This is a genomic window from uncultured Sphingomonas sp. (assembly GCF_964244265.1).
Taxonomy (GTDB): domain Bacteria; phylum Pseudomonadota; class Alphaproteobacteria; order Sphingomonadales; family Sphingomonadaceae; genus Sphingomonas.
Window position 1 is genome coordinate 1 of record NZ_CAXTHV010000010.1, and the last position, 17,186, is coordinate 17,186.

Annotated in this window: 16 protein-coding genes and 1 pseudogene; 8 read left to right on the top strand and 9 right to left on the bottom strand. The window is 68.7% G+C overall.

Going from position 1 to position 17,186, the window contains the following annotated elements; genetic code table 11:
• Positions 1-113: 113 nt before the first annotated feature.
• The 4 genes and pseudogenes from pgeF to lgt form a co-directional block, all read right to left on the bottom strand.
• Positions 114-889: pseudogene (gene pgeF / locus ACFE7K_RS05685) on the bottom strand (peptidoglycan editing factor PgeF).
• Positions 886-1,395: a GNAT family N-acetyltransferase gene (locus ACFE7K_RS05690; RefSeq protein ID WP_375397206.1), complete on the bottom strand. Its 510-nt coding sequence runs from the start codon at positions 1,393-1,395 to the stop codon at positions 886-888. The pseudogene pgeF and the gene ACFE7K_RS05690 overlap by 4 nt, the downstream one beginning before the upstream one ends.
• On the bottom strand, positions 1,392-2,453 hold the full coding sequence (locus tag ACFE7K_RS05695; protein ID WP_375397207.1) for a class I SAM-dependent methyltransferase: 1,062 nt from the start codon (positions 2,451-2,453) through the stop codon (positions 1,392-1,394). Before ACFE7K_RS05695 ends, ACFE7K_RS05690 begins: the two co-directional genes overlap by 4 nt.
• Position 2,454: 1 nt before the next feature.
• Positions 2,455-3,375 (bottom strand): prolipoprotein diacylglyceryl transferase, encoded by a 921-nt coding sequence (lgt, locus tag ACFE7K_RS05700; RefSeq protein WP_375397208.1) that lies wholly within the window; start codon positions 3,373-3,375, stop codon positions 2,455-2,457.
• Between the two features lie 198 nt (positions 3,376-3,573).
• On the opposite strand from lgt, the gene ACFE7K_RS05705 reads away from it, so the two are divergent.
• The 4 genes from ACFE7K_RS05705 to ACFE7K_RS05720 all read left to right on the top strand — a co-directional run bounded on the left by ACFE7K_RS05705 (position 3,574) and on the right by ACFE7K_RS05720 (position 8,812).
• The gene (locus ACFE7K_RS05705) at positions 3,574-5,754 is read left to right on the top strand and encodes a molybdopterin cofactor-binding domain-containing protein (protein WP_375397285.1); all 2,181 of its coding nucleotides are present in this window, start codon (positions 3,574-3,576) and stop codon (positions 5,752-5,754) included.
• The gene (hemH, locus tag ACFE7K_RS05710; RefSeq protein ID WP_375397209.1) at positions 5,751-6,758 is read left to right on the top strand and encodes a ferrochelatase; all 1,008 of its coding nucleotides are present in this window, start codon (positions 5,751-5,753) and stop codon (positions 6,756-6,758) included. Before ACFE7K_RS05705 ends, hemH begins: the two co-directional genes overlap by 4 nt.
• 49 nt (positions 6,759-6,807) lie before the next feature.
• Complete coding sequence (phbB, locus tag ACFE7K_RS05715) at positions 6,808-7,530, top strand: acetoacetyl-CoA reductase (RefSeq protein ID WP_375397210.1); 723 nt, start codon at positions 6,808-6,810, stop codon at positions 7,528-7,530.
• Positions 7,531-7,834: 304 nt separating this feature from the next.
• Positions 7,835-8,812 carry an esterase-like activity of phytase family protein gene (locus ACFE7K_RS05720; RefSeq protein WP_375397211.1) on the top strand — a complete coding sequence of 326 codons (978 nt, stop codon included), beginning with the start codon at positions 7,835-7,837 and terminating at the stop codon, positions 8,810-8,812.
• A 22-nt stretch (positions 8,813-8,834) separates the two neighbouring features.
• Here the strand turns inward: ACFE7K_RS05720 and rpmB are convergent, their stop codons facing one another.
• The gene (gene rpmB, locus ACFE7K_RS05725; protein WP_375397212.1) at positions 8,835-9,134 is read right to left on the bottom strand and encodes a 50S ribosomal protein L28; all 300 of its coding nucleotides are present in this window, start codon (positions 9,132-9,134) and stop codon (positions 8,835-8,837) included.
• 149 nt (positions 9,135-9,283) lie between these two features.
• On the opposite strand from rpmB, the gene ACFE7K_RS05730 reads away from it, so the two are divergent.
• The 4 genes from ACFE7K_RS05730 to ACFE7K_RS05745 all read left to right on the top strand — a co-directional run bounded on the left by ACFE7K_RS05730 (position 9,284) and on the right by ACFE7K_RS05745 (position 12,593).
• Positions 9,284-9,532, top strand: a complete 249-nt coding sequence (locus tag ACFE7K_RS05730; RefSeq protein ID WP_375397213.1) for a hypothetical protein — start codon at positions 9,284-9,286, stop codon at positions 9,530-9,532.
• Between the two features lie 44 nt (positions 9,533-9,576).
• Complete coding sequence (locus tag ACFE7K_RS05735) at positions 9,577-10,005, top strand: nucleoside deaminase (protein WP_375397214.1); 429 nt, start codon at positions 9,577-9,579, stop codon at positions 10,003-10,005.
• 85 nt (positions 10,006-10,090) lie between these two features.
• Positions 10,091-11,161, top strand: a complete 1,071-nt coding sequence (locus ACFE7K_RS05740) for a hypothetical protein (RefSeq protein WP_375397215.1) — start codon at positions 10,091-10,093, stop codon at positions 11,159-11,161.
• 127 nt (positions 11,162-11,288) lie between these two features.
• Positions 11,289-12,593, top strand: a complete 1,305-nt coding sequence (locus ACFE7K_RS05745; protein WP_375397216.1) for a hemolysin family protein — start codon at positions 11,289-11,291, stop codon at positions 12,591-12,593.
• Positions 12,594-12,618: 25 nt separating this feature from the next.
• Here the strand turns inward: ACFE7K_RS05745 and ACFE7K_RS05750 are convergent, their stop codons facing one another.
• The 4 genes from ACFE7K_RS05750 to ACFE7K_RS05765 form a co-directional block, all read right to left on the bottom strand.
• Entirely contained in the window at positions 12,619-13,164 is a 546-nt protein-coding gene (locus tag ACFE7K_RS05750) for a hypothetical protein (protein WP_375397217.1), read from the bottom strand.
• 101 nt (positions 13,165-13,265) lie between these two features.
• A complete protein-coding gene (locus ACFE7K_RS05755) occupies positions 13,266-15,023 on the bottom strand; it encodes a von Willebrand factor type A domain-containing protein (RefSeq protein WP_375397218.1) in 1,758 nt (585 codons plus the stop codon).
• A gap of 43 nt (positions 15,024-15,066) precedes the next feature.
• Positions 15,067-16,374, bottom strand: coding sequence for a phosphoribosylamine--glycine ligase (gene purD / locus ACFE7K_RS05760; protein WP_375397286.1), 1,308 nt, complete (start codon positions 16,372-16,374; stop codon positions 15,067-15,069).
• A 125-nt stretch (positions 16,375-16,499) separates the two neighbouring features.
• Positions 16,500-17,186, bottom strand: a complete 687-nt coding sequence (locus tag ACFE7K_RS05765) for a hypothetical protein (RefSeq protein WP_375397219.1) — start codon at positions 17,184-17,186, stop codon at positions 16,500-16,502.

Genomic DNA, 17,186 nt, shown 5'->3' on the forward strand with positions numbered 1-17,186 from the left:
ATAGCCCCTTCCTCTCAGGAGTTAGGGCCTCCGACAAACCCGGGGCGGTTCAATCGTGCGATCGGCTTCTACCGTGACACGCTGGGTCTCGTGCTGCTGGAGGCCATGACGGCTTAGACGCTTAGCCCAATGAGCGAGAGCTGCCGGCCATAAGCCGGTTCGCCCCGGTGCGTCGCACGGCGATAGCTGAAGAAGCGATCCTCGTCGGCATAGGTGTCGAGCCCCAGCGCCTCCACCCGCCCGATCCCCGCGGCAGCAAGGCGGTGGACGACATAGGCTTCAAGGTCGAACTGATGGCGGCCGGGCCTGCCGCCGGCAAAGAAGCGTTCATTGGCGGCCTCGGCCTCGGCCTCGGCGAAGCGGCGGAGGAACGCGTCGTCGACTTCGTAGCTGGCGCGGGCGATGCACGGGCCGATCGTGGCGACGATCCGCTCGCGGCGCGCGCTCAGCCGCTCCATCGCCAGCAACGTCGTATCGGTGACGCCGCCCAGCGCGCCCTTCCATCCGGCATGGGCGGCAGCGACCACGCCTGCCTCGCGGTCGGCCAGCAGCACCGGCGCGCAATCGGCCGTGAGCACGCCCAGCGCCAGCCCGGGGCGGTCGGTAACCACGGCATCGGCATGCGGCCGGACGTCCTCCTCCCATGCCGCCACGACCGTGACCGCGTCGGACGAATGGATCTGGAACGGGGTGACCAGCGCGGCGCCTGGCAGCGCCGCCGCCACCGCCCGCCGTCGGTTCTCGGCGATCGCGGCGGGGTCGTCCGCCGACCCCAGCCCCACGTTGAGCCCGGCATAGGCGCCGCGCGATACGCCGCCGCGCCGCCCGAGAAGCCGTGCGCCACGCCGTCCAGCGCGCGGGCGCGGATCACCTCGACCAGCCGAGTCACAGCATCAGCCGCATCAGGCGATCGTCATCTTCATGGTCGCCGACCATGAACACGTATTTGCCGAATTCGAGGAAACCGCGCCGTTCGTAGAAGGCGCGGGCGCGGTGATTGTCGACATAGACGCTCAGGATCATCTCGCGCGCGCCGACAGCCCTGGCGTGGCCCGCCGCCCAGTCCATCAGCGTTGCCGCCACGCCCGTACCCTGCCAGGGCGCCAGGACATAGAGCTGGTGTAGCTCGATCGCGTGAGGCGGCCAGTCGCCGGGGAAGGCGACCGGACCGATCTTGCAATAGCCGATGATCGCCTCGTCCTCGGTCGCGAGCCGGACCGCGTAATCAGGGTCGCCCAGATCGCCGACCAGCCCTGCGGCACCGAATGTCGTGTCGAGGAATGCGGCGAGGTCCGACTGGCGATAAAGATTGCCGAACGTCTGGGTGAAGCACCGCCGGGCCATCGCCGCCAGTTCGTCGCCGTCCGTTGCGGTCGCGTCGCGATAGGCAATCATGAAAAGCCCGCCGGATCGGGCCAGCCGGGTGCGCGCCAGGCGGCGACCCGGAACAGCGTCCCCATTTCGGCCGGGTCAACCAGCCGGCCGCGGTCGGCGGCGATGCGATCCCGGTCGGCAACCCTTGCGCCCAGCGCCGCGGCGCGCGCATCGATGCCGAGCGCGGTCAGGAACGCGCCCTGGCCGACCGCCGGCGTCGGCACCGCGCCCTTGGCAGCCACGGCGGCGGCCAGCGTCGCGAAATCGACATGCGCGGTCAGGTCGCGCGTCCCCGGCGCCTCGAACGGATTGACAAAGGCGTGGCCGCTCACCGCCTGCAGCGTCTCGCCCAGCGCCGGGCCTTCATAGCCGTAATCCACGACGAGCGCGGCGCCGCCCTGGGCGACGATGCGTTGAGCGACCTGGCGGGCGATGGCGACGCTGGCGGGGGATGTCTCGATCACCGATCCTGCCGGCGCGGTGCGCAAGTCCTCGGGGATGATCGCATCGGGCACCGGCTGGCCGGCGATCGGCAGGAACAGCGTGTCCTGGCATGCCACCAGCCGTTCGCGCCAGCCATCCGTCGCGCGTACCAACTGGCGGATCGGTAGCGCGTCGAAGAATTCGTTGGCGACCAGGATCAGCGGCAAATCAGCAGGCAGGGTGGTGACGTCGTCATGCCAGGTGGCGTGGGGAATCGCCCTTGCCTGCGCCGCGCGCAGCACCGGGCTGGTTTCGACCAAATGGACCGACGGCGTCAGTCCGGCGGTCGCCATCGCGCGCAAGGCATCGATCGTCAGCGTGCCGCGCCCGGGGCCAAGCTCGACCCACGCAATTGCCGGCCGACCCGCGCGATCCCACAGGTCGCCGGCCCACAGCCCGATCAGCTCGCCGAACATCTGGCTGACCTCTGGCGCGGTCACGAAATCGCCGGCCGCGCCCAAAGGATCGCGGCCGGCGTAATAAGCCGCGTTGGCCGCTGCCATATAGTGCGACAGCGGGATCGGTCCGGCCAGCGTGATCGCGCGCGCCAGCCGGTCGGCGAGCGGCGCGTCGGCCATGGTCGTCGCGTCGGTCACGTCAGGCGACGCTTTCGCTCCCGGCGATCGGCTCGACGCGGTTGCGGCGCCCGGCGGCTGTCGCGACCAGGTAAATGCCGCCGAGGATCATCGGCAGACACAGCCATTGGCCCATGTGCAGCCCGCCATTGTCGAACAACGTGCCGGCAAATTGCGCATCGGGTTCACGGAAGAACTCGACGACGAACCGCGCCAGGCCATAGCCGACCAGGAACAGGCCGACGAGCTTGCCCGGCTCGTAGCGGGCCCGGGTCCGCCAGAACGCGAACCATAAAAGCGAGAACAGCACGATGCCCTCCAGCCCGGCCTCGTACAGCTGGCTGGGGTGGCGCGGCATGTCGCCGGCGGTGCCGTGGAAGATGACGCCCCAGCCCGTCGTGCCGGTCGGCTTGCCCCACAATTCGCCGTTCACGAAGTTCGCCAGCCGCCCGAAGAACAGCCCGAACGGCGCCACGCAGGCAACGTAATCGTGAACGCGCAACCAATTGAGCCCGCGCCGCCGGGAGAAGACGACGATCGCCAGCGTCGTGCCGAGAACCCCGCCATGAAACGACATGCCGCCGTCCCACAGCTTGACGATGTCGAACGGGTTGAGGAACATCCGCGGCGCGTAGAAGATCACATAGCCGATCCGTCCGCCCAGGATGATGCCCAAGGTGGCGTAGAACACCAGATCCTCGGCATGGCGCGGTGCCATCGGCGCCCCCGGCACCGACAGCAGCCGCATCAGATACGCCCAGCCGAGGCCGATCCCGGCGATATAGGCGATCGAATACCATTTGATGTCGAACAGGTCGCGCCCGAACAGGTGGATGTGGAGCAGCACCGGGTCGAGGTGCAGGGCGTTGAAGTCGATCGCCGTGACCAGCGCGGCAAGGGCAGGATGGATCAAGGCGGTTCCCCAGGGCTTTGCCGCTTCCATAAGCGGCGCGGCCGGCAAGACCAAGTAAAGACGCATTGGGGGTCCGCATTCTCCCTTGCACGGGGAGGATTGAGCCGACGCTTACGCTCAGCCTTTCCCGGCGGCGCCCTGACCTGTTAAGCGCGGCGGGTGGCCGTGACTTCCCCCGCACCCTACCGCTCGTTCGTTTCGCGGCGCCAGTTGCTGGTCGGCGGCGGAATGGGGATCGGGCTGATCGTCGCCTGGGCGGCGTGGCCGCGCGCCTATCGCGCAAACCTTACCCCGGCCGAGGGCGAGCATGTCTTCGGCGCGTATTTGAAGATCGCCGAGGACGGCCGCGTCACCGTCGCCGTGCCCCAGGCCGAACACGGCCAGGGCGTCTATACCACCCTGTCGCAGATCGTCGCCGATGAGCTGGGAGCCGACTGGCGGACGGTCGCGGTCGAGCCGGCGCCGCTCAACCCGCTTTATGCCAATCCGCTGGCCGCCGCGGAATTGTTCGACGGCGCGTTCGATCGGGTGCCGGATGCGGTCCGCGACGACCACGCGACGCGCACCGCGCTGATGCTGACCGGCGGGTCGACATCGCTGCGTCGGTTCGAGCGTGACCTGCGCCTCGCCGGCGCGGGCGCGCGGGCGCTGCTGCAACAGGCGGCGGCGGCGCGCTGGAATACCGATTGGCGGTCGTGCGCCACCGCCGACGGGTTTGTCGCGCATGGCGGCGAGCGGCTGCGCTTCGCCGACCTGGCGGCGGCGGCGGCGCGGTTCGCGATCCCCGACCCGCTGCCGTTGCGCGGCCGCGACGAGCATCGTCTGACGGGCAGGTCGCTGCCGCGGCTCGACAGCCCGGCCAAGATCGACGGATCGGCCAATTTCGCCGCCGACATCCGCCTGCCGGACATGGTCTTTGCCGCGACGCGCCAGGGGCCGGCCGGCGACAGCCGGCTGGTCGCGCTCGATCGCGCGGCGGCCGACCGCGTGCGCGGGATGCTGGAGGTGGTCGAAAGCCAGCATTGGGTGGCCGCGGTCGCCAGCAATTCCTGGGCGGCGCAGCGCGGCCTGGAGGCGCTGCATCCGCGGTTCGAGACGCCACGTCCACTGGCCGACAGCCGCGCGATCGACCGTGCCCTGGCCGGCGCGCTCGATGGCGAGGGCCGGCGCATGGCCTCGGCGGGCGATGTCGGGGCGGCGTTTCGCGGCGCGCAGGTGATCACCGCGACCTACCGCGCCGACGCCGCGCTCCATGCCGCGATCGAGCCGGTGACGGCGACCGCGGCGCTGCGCGAGAATGTGCTGGAGCTATGGCTGCCGACCCAGGCGCCGGGGCTGGCCCGCGCCGCGGCGGCGGCGGCAACGGGCATGCGCGAACGTGCGGTGATCGTCCATCCGATGCCGGTCGGCGGCGGCTTCGGCGCCGGGCTGGAGCACCAGGCGGCGGTCCAGGCGGCGATCCTGGCGCAGCGGCTGAAGCGCCCGGTACAACTGACCTGGTCGCGCGGCGAGACCAGCCTGCACGATGCCGTGCGCGCGCCGGCGGTGGCACGGCTGGCGGCGCGGCTGGACGGCAACGGCCGGATCCTGGGCTGGCTGGCGAAGATCGCGGCGCCCGCGACGGGTCATGAACTGGCCCGACGGTTGCTGGCGGGCGATCCCGCCGCCGCCGCCGCGCTGGCAATCGCCGGCAAGGGCGACGGCTATGCGGTCGCGGGGGCGGTGCCGTTCTACCAGATCCCGTCCTACGCGGTCGATCATCATGCCGCAGAGATCGGCGTGCCGACCGGGCATCTGCGCGGCGGGGCACACGGCTATACCTGCTTCTTCACCGAATGCTTCATCGACGAACTGGCGCATGCCGCGCAGACCGAGGCGCTGTCGTTCCGCATCGGCATGCTGGGCGGCGACGCGCGGCTGGCGCGGTGCCTGTCGACCGCCGCCGCGCTGGGCGGCTGGCAGGGCGGCATTCCCGGCAGCGGGCAGGGCATCGCCTGCCACAGCTTTCGTGGCAGCCACATCGCGGTGCTGGCCGAGGCGCGGGTCGACGAGGACCAGACGATCGGCGTCGACCGCATCGTCGCCGCGGTCGATTGCGGGCGTCAGGTCAATCCCGACATCGTCCGCCAGAATATCGAGGGCGGACTGGTGTTCGGCATGGCGACGGCGCTGGGCGCGTCGACGCGCTGGCGCAAGGGGCTGGGCAGCGCGCGGGGGTTTGGCGACATCGGCCTGCCGCGGCTCGCCGACGTCCCCGACATCACCGTCGAGATGATCCCCAGCGAGGCCGATCCCGGCGGCGTCTCGGAGCTTGCCGTGCCCCCGGTCGCACCGGCGATCGCCAACGCGCTGCGTTCGGCGACGGGCCTGCGCATCCGCAGCCTGCCGTTGCGGGTCGGCGACGCATGATTGCCCCGCCCGACCACCCGGCCGTCCCGCCTGCCCGGATCGGCGTCCTGCTGGTCAATCTGGGCACCCCGGACGACGCCACGCCACGCGCGGTCAGGCGCTATCTGGGCGAGTTCCTGTCCGATCGCCGGGTGGTAGAGATCAGCCCGCTGCTGTGGCAGCCGATCCTGCGCGGCATCATCCTGCGCACCCGGCCCAGGAAGTCGGCGCATGCCTATGCCCAGGTCTGGCGCGACGACGGCTCGCCGCTGGCGGCGATCACCGCCGCGCAGGCGCGCGCGCTGGACGGCGCGTTCGGCGACGGCGTGATCGTCGACTGGGCGATGCGATACGGCCGCCCGGCAATCGGCGACCGGCTGGCCGCGATGAAGGACCAGGGGTGCGAGCGCATCCTGGTCGCGCCGCTCTATCCGCAATATTGCGCAGCAACGACCGCGACCGCCAATGACCGGGCGTTCGCGGCGCTGGCGGGGATGCGGTGGCAGCCGGCGCTAAGGACGTTGCCGCCCTATCACGACGATCCCCGCTATATCGCGGCGCTCGCGGCCAGCGTCGACGAGGGGATTGCGGCGCTGACGTTCGAGCCGCAGGCGGTGATCGCGAGCTTTCACGGCATGCCGGCGCGCACGCTGGCGCTGGGCGATCCGTATCATTGCCACTGCCAGAAGACCGCGCGGCTGCTGGGCGAGGCGCTGGGCCGTGACCTGACGATCACCTTTCAGTCCAGGTTCGGCCGGGCCAAATGGCTTGAGCCGGCGACGGATCGCACGCTTGCCGCGCTGCCCGCGCAGGGCGTGACGCGCGTCGCGATCATGGCGCCAGGCTTTGCCGCCGATTGCCTGGAAACGCTGGAGGAACTGGCGATCCGGGGGCAGGAGACCTTCCTGGCCGCAGGTGGCACGGACTTCGCCTATATCCCTTGCCTCAACGACAGCGACAACGGTGCCGCGATGCTGCGCAGCATCGTTGCACAACAGCTTGCCGGCTGGATCGCCGCCGTTTAGCGGCTGGATGGACTGGAACAGCCCGAATCATGGGCGGCGGGAGAGACAGATGGCTCGGGTCGCAATCGTTACCGGAGGAACGCGCGGGATCGGCGAGGCCGTCAGCCTTGCGCTGGCGGAAATGGGCATGGCCGTGGCCGCCACCTATGGCGGCAATGACGATCGTGCCCGCGCGTTCGCCGACCGCAGCGGCATCGCCACCTATAAATGGGATGTCGCCGATTACGATGCCTGCCAGCAGGGTGTCGCCAGGGTCCAGGCCGAACTGGGCCCGGTCGATGTCGTCGTCAACAATGCCGGCATCACCCGCGACGGCACGCTGATGAAGATGACCCATGAAATGTGGAGGGAGGTCATGGACACCAATCTGGGCGGGTGTTTCAACATGGCCAAGGCGGTCTTCCCCGGCATGCGCGATCGCAAATGGGGGCGGATCGTCAATATCGGGTCGATCAACGGCCAGGCCGGGCAATATGGCCAGGTGAACTATGCCGCGGCCAAGGCCGGCATTCACGGCTTTACCAAGGCGCTGGCGCTCGAAGGCGCGCGGGCGGGGATTACCGTCAATGCGATCGCGCCGGGCTATATCGACACCGACATGGTATCGGCGGTGCCCCCCGACGTGCTGGAAAAGATCGTCGCCAAGATCCCGGTCGGCCGCCTGGGCCAGGCCACCGAGATCGCGCGCGGCGTCGCGTTCCTGTGTTCGGACGGCGGCGGCTTCGTGACCGGATCGACGCTGAGCATCAACGGCGGCCAGCACATGTATTGAGAGAGTCCGTTTGAAAATCGCGGAAGAGCGAGTTTCGTGCGGTGCCGGCCCTGCTCATAACAAGAGGGTCGGCTCTCGCGAGCCGACCCTCCGCCCTCCAACGCTACGCGAGGGCTCGATACTCCCGGAATACGAGACGCGGGAGAAATCGTGCGGCCGGAGCCTTGCAATCGATATCCGGTTCTGGCCGATCCGCGTTGAGCGGAGGCTGAATGACGTCGTTATCGGACGTTCAGCATCCGGCAGGCATTGGCAGGCGGATCAGCGCTCGCCTTGCCGCCGACGGTCGCTATGACGGTCGGCGGTGTTCCGTCTTGCAAAGCTCCTAATTCTCCTGTCGCTCGCGCTGGTCCAGAGCTATTCGGGGCCGTCACGCGGACCCTTGCTCAGCGCCGGATCGGGGATGAGCGCGACGTGGGTCGACCTTTATCCCGGCCGGCCGGATGAGCGCCGGATCGGATCGCTGACCTTCTTGGGCGGGGTGGCGCTGCACAGCGACGACGGCGCGTTCGGCGGCTTCTCGTCGCTGTCGGTGCGCGGCGACCGCTTCGTGTTGCTCAGCGATGGCGGCAATATCGTGCGGTTCCGGATGGATGCGCGGTTTGCGATCGGCGACGTCGCGTTCGACAATCTGCCCGCCGGGCCCGGCCGGGGCTGGTCGAAGAGGAGCCGCGACAGCGAATCGATGACGCTTGATCCCGCGGGGCGCGCCTGGATCGGGTTCGAGAATTTCAACGAGATCTGGCGCTATGCTCCGGGCTTGCGCCTGCCCGCCGTGGGGGCGGCGCCGCCGGCAATGGCCAAATGGGACAGCAATGGCGGGCCGGAATCGCTGGTCCGCCTGCGCGACGGGCGCATGCTGACCATCGCCGAGACCCAGCAGCTGCCCGGCAGCGAGGCGCGCGTCGCGCTGATGTTCGCCAGCGACCCGGTGGCGATGCCGCGTCGCGGGGTTCGCTTCGGCTATCTGCCGCCCGCCGGGTTTGACCCGAGCGATGCCACGCAATTGCCCGACGGACGGATCATGGTGCTCAACCGGCGGCTCGCCCCGCCGCTCGCCTGGTCGGCGGCGCTGACGCTGATCGACCCGGCCGGGATCCGCCCCGGCGCGATCGTGCGCGGGCGCGAGATCGCGCGGCTGGCGCCGCCCCTGACGGTCGACAATTTCGAAGGGCTGGCGGCGACGCGCGAGGGCGGGGCGACGATCCTGTGGATCGTCAGCGACGACAACCTCTTTCCGTTGGAGCGGACATTGCTGCTCAAGTTCCGGCTTGAGCCGTGACTGCTGCCGAAGCCCCGCCGCGTCAGGCAGCGGCGGCGGCGGTGCCCAGCTTCTTGCGGACATCGCGCTTCAGGCGACGCGCACGCAGCGACAGATCGTCGTCGCTGCTCTTGAGCAGCCAATTGTCGAGCCCGCCGACATGCTCGACCGAGCGCAGCCCATGGGTCGACACGCGCAACCTGATGCTGCGCTCCAGCGCGTCGCTGATCAGCGTCACGTTCTGCAGATTGGGCAGGAACGTGCGCTTGGTCTTGTTGTTGGCGTGGGAAACATTGTTGCCCACCTGCCGGCCCTTGCCGGTCAGCTCGCAGATACGCGACATGATTCGGATCCTGAATTTCGGGCCGAGCCCGTAAAGGTGGCGCGGATAGCCGGATAAGGCCCGCGGGTCAACCGGCTCGGCTTTACCATGCAACCAGCGACCCGCGGCGTGCGTTATTACGCTGACGATTCGATCCTGGAGACGACTTCATGCGCGCCTTGTTAGTGTTGATCGGCCTTGCCGCTTTGGTCCTTGTCGGCCTGCTGGCGCTCGGCCTGGTTCGTCTCGACGGCACTGCGGGTACGCTGCCGACGGTCAAGGTCGAGGGCGGAAGCGCGCCGCAGGTGACCGCCAATGTCGCAACGCTGGATGTCGGCAGCGAGAACAAGACCATCGCGGTGCCCAAGATTACGCTGACCAAGCCGGGCGAGCCCGCGCCCGTGACCAATACGCAATAGCCGCGGTCGCGCCCTCGGCCATGGCCTTTCCCCTGCCAGCGCCGATGCGTGCCGCGCTTGATGCGGCGCGTGGCGCAGCGGCGGCTGGGGAGGTGCCGGTCGGTGCGGTGGTCGTGCTCGACGGCGCGATCGTGGCCACCGCCGCCAATGCCCCGCGCGCGCTGCACGACCCGACCGCGCATGCCGAGATGCTGGCGATCCGTGCGGCGGCGCAGGCGATCGGCGACGATCGGCTGGGGCAATGCGACCTGTGGGTGACGCTGGAGCCTTGCGCGATGTGTGCCGGCGCGATCGCCCATGCCCGCATCGCGCGGCTCTATTACGGTGCGGGCGATCCCAAAAGCGGGGCGATCGACCACGGGCCGCGCCTGTTCGGCCAGTCGACGATCCACCATCGGCCGGAAGTCTATGGCGGCATCGGCGAGGCGGAAGCGGCCGCGTTGCTCAGGGACTTCTTCGCCGCGCGACGGTAACCGCTTCAGTCGCCAGCCTAGCCGTTGCGCAGCGATGTTGGAGAGGGCATCAGGTCAGATCGATATCTGGCTGACAGGGAATGGCATGAACCCATGGCAGGAAATCAAGGAAGAGTCCCGATGGGCGGCGTCTCTTTTAACGGTTCTGGCCGTGCTGTCCGCAGTCATAGCATTATTATCCATGGCGAGTGTCTTGTGGTACTTCCACAGTTTCAACTCACTCCTGACAAACAGCAATTCTTTAGGTGACTGGGCCAGTTTCGCGACGTTCATGGGCTTTGTCGTCCAGTCGTTGCTGGGTATCGCGACCTTTGCCTGGGCGTTTCTGCTGTCGGTAGTTTTTGCCCGGCGTCTGGAGCGGCAGAAGCAGGCGGAGCAGGAGGCACGCTCGCAACAAAGCAAGGACGAGCAACGAAGCCGTGAGCTCGTGCGCCTTTCGGAAAAGCTGGTCGACACGCAATTCTACCTGAAGGTGATGTACCCGGCCTGGGAAGTCGCCCTCAAATGGATGGATCCCACACTACCTGGCATTGATGCCTATCGAGCGCAGGTAGTCGGGGCGGAAATGCGGATGCCGATGAACTATCGGCGCCGGGCGAGAGGCCTGACGATCGCCGAAAACAATCCGCGGACGCACCCTCATTACCAGCCTTATGATATCCCCTACAAGAAAGACGAGAACAACGCCGATCCCGGGAAAACTGCCGTCATCACCGAATTGTCCGAGAGCCTGGCGTTTGCGACCTGGGTAAGGTTCTGGCGCAACGTGAAGTTTCTCATGGATCGTGATCTGGTCGACAAGGACCATGCCCTGCACCTTTTTCGAGAATGGTACATGTGGTGGGCACCGTTCATGACCGAGTTTGCCGCAGTTGTCGTCGAAATGCGGGCCCGGGTAAAAACGCATTATCAGTACGCAATCCCCGATCATGTCTGGGAAGAGAGTTCGGTCGCGAAATTACAGGCGCTCCATCAGGACTTCGAGATATCGCCATATTGCGGTCATGAAAGCCGTGACGCCTTTGAGACAAGGATCAAGGCACTCGTCGGCCCGATCGAGGAAATCATCTTTGCCGAGATAAACAAGGACCCGAACGATTATATCGACGGTCCCGTAGATTCAGCCGTCACTGGCCGCCGAGTGGCACCCGGCTAGGGCGCAGACCCACGCCTGCCATGGCGAGAGCCTTCCCGACGCGCTCACGGAACCTCGGCAATGTCGGCGTCCGGTTGTCCATCGAGTTGCACGCCGAGCTCCTGCCCGTATAGGGTCGCCGCACGCCATGCCGCCCCTCCAGCCCTATCCCTGGATCGATGTTGTCATCATCCTCGCGCTCGTCGCGGTCAATGGTGTGCTGGCGATGAGCGAGCTGTCGATCGCCTCGTCGCGCAAGGCGCGGCTGGAGGCAATGGCGCGGACCGGCAGCAAGGGCGCGCGCGCCGCGATCGATCTTGCCGCCGATCCCGGCAAGTTCCTGTCGACGGTGCAGGTCGGCATCACCCTGATCGCCGTGCTGTCGGGCGCCTATTCAGGCGAGGCGCTGGGCGGCCCGACCGGCGACCGGCTGGAGCCGCTGGGCCTGGGGCACGAGACCGCGCAGACCGTCGGCTTCGTGCTGGTGATCGGCGTCACCACCTTTGTCTCGCTGATCCTCGGCGAACTGGTGCCCAAGCAGATCGCGCTGCGCACGCCCGAACCGATCGCCGCCGCCATGGCGATCCCGATGACCTGGCTGGCGCGTCTTGCCGCGCCGCTGGTGTGGGTGCTCGACAATATCAGCGGGCTGATCTTCCGCCTGATCGGGCTCGACCGCGAGTCGGAGGAGCATGTCACCGCTGAGGAGCTCCACCTGATCGTCGCCGAGGCGTCCAAATCCGGGGTGATCGAGGAGCACGAACGGTCGATCATCTCCGGCGTCGTGCGGCTCGCCGACCGCCCGGTGCGCGAGGTGATGACGCCCCGGACCGGAGTCGACTGGCTCGACGTCAATCTCGACGATGAAGGCATTCGCGCCAGGCTGATCATGTCGCCGCATACCCGCCTGCCGGTCGCCGAAGGATCGGTCGATGCCGTGATCGGGGTGGTCCAGGCCCGCGACATCGTCGGCGCCGTGTTGCGCGGTGGTCCGCTAGACCTGCGGGCGCTCATGCGCCCGGCGCTGGTGGTGATCGACCAGCTCGACGCGATGGACGCGTTGGTAAAGCTGCGCCGTGCCGAGGTGCCGATGGCGCTGATCCACGACGAATACGGGCATTTCGAAGGAATCGTTACCCCGGCCGACCTGCTGGCGGCGATCGCTGGGGCATTCCGCTCGGATATCGACCCCGGGGGGTCGCCCGACATCGTCCACCGCGACGACGGATCGTTCCTCGTCGCCGGGACAACGGCGGCGGACCTGCTCGCCGAGCGGCTCGACCTCGATCTGCCCGAGGACCGCGACTATGCCACCGCCGCCGGCTTCGCCCTCGCCCAGTTCCGCCGCCTGCCGGCGGAGGGCGAGAGCATCGTCGAACAGGGCTGGCGGTTCGAGGTGGTCGATCTCGATGGCCGGCGCATCGACAAGCTGCTGGTGAGCCGGGAAGGATAGAAATGGCCGCGTTGGGCTGGGTTGGTCATCTGTCCGTTTCCCCTTGCCCCAGCTTGCCGAACGCCGCCTCATAACCGGCGCGGTCGCCGGCCGCGAGCAGCTTGGCCTGGGCAACGAACCTGTCGCGCGCGATGCGTCCGCTGAACGTCCCCAGCCGGGCATCGAGCGCCTCGGCCTCGGCGAGGGACAAAGCGGCGATCTCGCCGACGCAGGTGATGCCCATTGCGGTCAACTGGTCGGCGATCTTCGGGCCCAGCCCCTTGATCGTCGTCAGCGGGAACTCGCTGCCGGTTGCCGGCGGAGGAGAGGAAGCGGGCGCCGGCGCGTTGCCGGACAAGGGCCCGTCGCCGGAGGGTGTGGCGACAATCTCCGGCGCGGGCAGGCTGTCGCCCGTGTTAACGCGATCCTCGTTCGCCTGTTCGGCGGCGCGGCGCCTGGCGGCCAGCCGCATGCCCCACCAGATGGCGATGATAACCACGCCGACTCCAATCGCGATCAGCACCAGTTGCGCGATGGTCAGCGGCATGTACGCGGCGGCCGCGGCAGTCGGCGGCAGGGGAGAAGGCTGCATACCCATAAGTATCTGGTTTTCCGAAAAGGATGAGGATTAACGCAACTTGTTGATCCGTACCCTAGGCAGGCGACCAGCCAAGCGCCAGCCCGTCCCTCAGTCTATTCCGACGGTCGCTGGCGCTGGGCCAGTTCGGTCAGCTTGACGAATTCCTGCCGCCAATAGCCCTGGGGCGATCCGGCCAGCGCGCGGGCATCGGCATAGGAATAGGCGTCCAGATATTTGTCGCCGCGCAGCTTCTGGCCGAACGCCGCAACCGCCGCGACGAACGCCATGTCGCCTTGCGGCGCGCCCGCGCCCGCCAGCAGGTTGCCCGCCACCGGTCGGCTGATCAGCCGCGAGGCGCGTTCGCCCGGCAGCTTGTAGCGCAGCTTGACGAAACATGCCTCGCTTGTGCCCGCCGCCCTGCCGGGTGCCCGCGCATTGCCCGGGTAACGCCGGGACGGCAGCCAGCCGGCGCCGCCCGCGGGCACCACCTCGTACAGCGCGGTCACCTGGTGGCCCGCGCCGATATCGCCGGCGTCGACCGTGTCGTTGGCGAAATCCTCCTCCGCCAGCGCGCGGTTCTCGTATCCGATCAGGCGATACTGGCTGACCGCCGCAGGGTTGAACTCGACCTGGACCTTCACGTCGCTGGCGATCGTCACCATCGTTGCCGACAGCTCCTCGTCGAGTACCTTGCGCGCCTCCATCGCGCTGTCGATATACGCGTAATTGCCGTTGCCGACATCGGCGATGCGCTCCATCATCGCCTCGTTGTAATTGCCCGCGCCGAAGCCGAGCGTGGTCAGCGTGACGCCGCCCTCGCGCTGCGCCTTGACCATCGCCTCCAGCGCCTTGGTGTCGCTGACCCCGACGTTGAAGTCGCCGTCGGTCGCCAGAAAGATGCGGTTTACGCCGTCCTTGATGAAATTGGCGCGGGCGACATCATAAGCGAGCTTCAGTCCCTCGCCCCCGGCGGTCGATCCGCCCGCGCCGAGGCAATCGAGCGCGGTGCGGACGTCGGCCTTGTTGCTGGTCGGATCCAGCACGATGCCGGCGGCCCCGGCATAGACCACGATCGAGACCTTGTCCTGCGGGCGCAACTGGTCCGCCAGCATCTCCAGCGCGGCCTTGACCAGCGGCAGCTTGGCGGGTTCGTCCATCGATCCCGACACGTCGACCAGGAAGACCAGATTGGCCGGCGGCCGCTCGGCGCCGGCCACGTCATAGCCGCGCAGGCCGATGCGGATCAGCCGCGTCGCCGGATTCCACGGCGTGCGCGCGACGTCGGTGGTGACGCTGAACGGCTGGGCGCGATCCTGCGGACGGGGGTAGTCATAGCGGAAATAGTTGATCAGTTCCTCGGTGCGCACCGCCTCCGCGGGGGGCAATTCGCCATCGTTGAGGAAGCGGCGGACATTGGCATAGGCGCCGGTGTCGACATCGACCGAAAAGGTCGAGACCGGCTGGTCGGCGACCGCCAGGACCGAGGCGACCGCCCTGCCGTCATAGCGCTCGGTATTCTCCCGGCTGCCGTAGGGCGCGCGCGCCTTGGCGACGTAGCTTCCGCCGGCGCGCCGCTGCGCCGTGACGATCACGTCCGCCGCGCCCGGCGCGACCGCATAGGGGGCCGGCGGCGGAGGGGAGGCGGGCGGTGGGGCAGGGAAGGGGATCGGCTGGGGCGCCGCGCTGCCCCGGACGCCGCCCGTCGGCATCGGTGCTATCGGCATATCGGCGACCGACGGGGTGCAGCGAACGGGCGACCGAACGCCACGCGGCGGCGGTGCGGCGCGCTGCCCGGCCGGTGCGGGCACGGGCGCAGCGGAGGTCAGCAGCATCGCGGTAAGGCCGACGGCCAAGGCGGGTCTCGACTGCACGATCATTCCCCTCGTCCCGATGCCCGGACAGTTTTCCGGGCGGTCAGATATTTGCGCCGCGGTCCTGACCGCAGGATGAACCGGCGATTTGCGACTCCCTGACGACCTCTCGCGCGCCGATGTCGCGGCGGCAGAAGCCGGCGGGGAAGTCGATCGCGGCGACCGCGCGATACGCGGCGGCCTGCGCTTCGCCGACGCTGGCGCCCGTCGCGGTGATCGCGAGGACGCGGCCGCCGGCGGCGACGAGCGCGTCGCCCTCGGTGCGCGTGCCGGCCTGGAAGACGATCGCGCCCGTCGCTTCCGCCGCCGCGATGCCCGCGATCGACCCGCCGCTTTCGACCGCGCCGGGATAGCCGCGCGCGGCCATCACCACTGTCAGCGCCGCGTCGTCGGCGAAGACCGGCGGCGGCACCTCGGCCAGCCGGCCTCGGGCGACCGCCAGCATCGGCGGCACCAGGTCGCTGTCCAGCCGCGCCATCAGCACCTGGCATTCGGGATCGCCGAACCGGGCATTATACTCGATCAGCTTGGGCCCCTGGGCGGTCAGCATCAGCCCGGCATAGAGCACCCCGGCATAGGGCATGCCTTCGGCCGCCATCGTCGCCACGGTCGGCGCGATGATCTCGGCGAGCGCGCGCGCCTCCAACTCGGGGGTCAGCACGCGCGCGGGACTGTACGCGCCCATGCCGCCGGTATTGGCGCCGGTGTCGCCGTCGCCGACGCGCTTGTGGTCCTGCGCCGACCCGAAGGGGAGGATCGTGGCGCCGTCGGTCAGGACGAACAGGCTGACTTCCTCGCCCTCGAGGAACTCCTCGATCACCGCGCTCGCGCCCGCATGCCCGAACAGCATGTCGACCGCCGCCTGGGCCTCGGCCATCGTCATCGCCACCGTCACGCCCTTGCCCGCGGCCAGGCCGTCCGCTTTGACCACCACCGGCGCGCCGAACGCCGCCAGTGCGTCGCGCGCGGCGGCCGGCGTGGCGACCGCGCGATAGCCGGCGGTGGGGATGCCGGCGCGGTCGCACAGCGCCTTGGTGAACGCCTTCGATCCCTCCAGCCGGGCGGCGGCGGCGGTCGGCCCGAAAACCGGAATGCCGGTGGCGATCAGCGCGTCGGCCAGGCCCGCGACCAAGGGCGCCTCCGGCCCGACCACGACCAGCCCGATGCCCGCATCACGACAGAAACGCACGACCGCGCCATGATCGGCGATGTCGAGCGCGACCGGTTCGGCATGGCCGGCGATGCCCGGATTGCCCGGCGCGGCATATAGCCGGCCGAGCAGCGGCGATCGCGCCAGCTTCCAGGCGAGCGCATGTTCGCGACCGCCCGATCCGATCAGCAGGATGTCGATCATGCCGGCTCAGCCGAGGGCCGGCCGCGCGCCAACCATCATCGCGCCAACCATCGTCGCGCCAACCATCGTCGCGCCAACCATCGTCGCGCCAACCATCGTCGCGCTGACCGTCATCGTGTTGCTCAATGACCGATCAACGGCTTGCCGTCGGCCGCCGCCGGCGTCTTCGATCCCGCCGTATCGTCGGTCGCGGCGGGGTCGGAGCAGGTGATCTCCAATTGATAGTCGCCATTGGCCATCTCGTCGACCGCCGCCTTCTTGAAGCTGACCGTCTGGTCGCCAACCCTGACCGCGCGGTCGCCGCTCCATTCGCCGGTGCCGTCCTTCAGCTTGGCGTAGAAATATATCTCCTTGCTGTCGGTCATCAGGTGCTTGTTGTCGCGCCCCGGATAGTCGTTTTCGCCCCCGGTATATTCCCACATCGCGCCGTCCTCGGCGGTCCAGCCCGCGGCGGTGTGGTAATAGAACATGATGGTATAGGGCTTGTCGCAGCTGTTCTTGATGTTGATCTGGTGCAGCCCGACGGACCCGGCATCGGCCGGCGGCGGGGCGGCGGGGACGCCGGCGCTGCCCTTGCCGTCGTCGCTCGCGGTGCCCGCCATCGACGTCGGAAAGCTGAACGGCGTGGTCGATGCCGCCGCCGGCGGGGCGACCGGCTGCTTGCCGGCATTGTTCATCGATCCCTGGACATACGCCGCGCTGACGGCAGCCGCGACGGTCGCGATGCCGCTGATCGTGACGGCCAGCACCGTATGGTCCTTCTTGACCGGCGGCGGTGCCGGCGCGTTTCTCGATTCGTTGTCTGCCAC